Source organism: Arthrobacter sp. NPDC058192, from assembly GCF_042883665.1.
In the GTDB taxonomy this organism is placed as follows: Bacteria; Actinomycetota; Actinomycetes; order Actinomycetales; family Micrococcaceae; genus Arthrobacter.
This window is the reverse complement of record NZ_JBHVVJ010000033.1, coordinates 1-1,468: the sequence shown is the minus strand read 5'-3', so window position 1 is coordinate 1,468 and position 1,468 is coordinate 1. Positions and strand designations below refer to the sequence as shown.

Annotated in this window: 1 rRNA gene; it reads right to left on the bottom strand. The window is 57.4% G+C overall.

Annotated elements, in window-relative coordinates:
• Positions 1-28: 28 nt before the first annotated feature.
• Positions 29-1,468 (bottom strand): 16S ribosomal RNA (locus ACFVVK_RS20385); the annotation flags it as partial.

The window sequence follows — 1,468 nt, the reverse complement described above, 5'->3', positions numbered from 1 at the left end:
GGGCACGGTGCTTGTAGGTGCTCCTTAGAAAGGAGGTGATCCAGCCGCACCTTCCGGTACGGCTACCTTGTTACGACTTAGTCCCAATCGCCAGTCCCACCTTCGACAGCTCCCTCCCACAAGGGGTTAGGCCACCGGCTTCGGGTGTTACCAACTTTCGTGACTTGACGGGCGGTGTGTACAAGGCCCGGGAACGTATTCACCGCAGCGTTGCTGATCTGCGATTACTAGCGACTCCGACTTCATGGGGTCGAGTTGCAGACCCCAATCCGAACTGAGACCGGCTTTTTGGGATTAGCTCCACCTCACAGTATCGCAACCCTTTGTACCGGCCATTGTAGCATGCGTGAAGCCCAAGACATAAGGGGCATGATGATTTGACGTCGTCCCCACCTTCCTCCGAGTTGACCCCGGCAGTCTCCCATGAGTCCCCGCCATTACGCGCTGGCAACATGGAACGAGGGTTGCGCTCGTTGCGGGACTTAACCCAACATCTCACGACACGAGCTGACGACAACCATGCACCACCTGTGAACCGGCCCCAAAGGGGAAGGACTGTTTCCAGCCCGGTCCGGTCCATGTCAAGCCTTGGTAAGGTTCTTCGCGTTGCATCGAATTAATCCGCATGCTCCGCCGCTTGTGCGGGCCCCCGTCAATTCCTTTGAGTTTTAGCCTTGCGGCCGTACTCCCCAGGCGGGGCACTTAATGCGTTAGCTACGGCGCGGAAAACGTGGAATGTCCCCCACACCTAGTGCCCAACGTTTACGGCATGGACTACCAGGGTATCTAATCCTGTTCGCTCCCCATGCTTTCGCTCCTCAGCGTCAGTTAATGCCCAGAGACCTGCCTTCGCCATCGGTGTTCCTCCTGATATCTGCGCATTTCACCGCTACACCAGGAATTCCAGTCTCCCCTACATCACTCTAGTCTGCCCGTACCCACCGCAGATCCGGAGTTGAGCCCCGGACTTTCACGGCAGACGCGACAAACCGCCTACGAGCTCTTTACGCCCAATAATTCCGGATAACGCTTGCGCCCTACGTATTACCGCGGCTGCTGGCACGTAGTTAGCCGGCGCTTCTTCTGCAGGTACCGTCACTTTCGCTTCTTCCCTACTGAAAGAGGTTTACAACCCGAAGGCCGTCATCCCTCACGCGGCGTCGCTGCATCAGGCTTGCGCCCATTGTGCAATATTCCCCACTGCTGCCTCCCGTAGGAGTCTGGGCCGTGTCTCAGTCCCAGTGTGGCCGGTCACCCTCTCAGGCCGGCTACCCGTCGTCGCCTTGGTGAGCCATTACCTCACCAACAAGCTGATAGGCCGCGAGTCCATCCAAAACCACAAAAAAGCTTTCCACCCCCCACCATGCGATGAGGAGTCATATCCGGTATTAGACCCAGTTTCCCAGGCTTATCCCAGAGTTAAGGGCAGGTTACTCACGTGTTACTCACCCGTTCGCCACTAATCCCC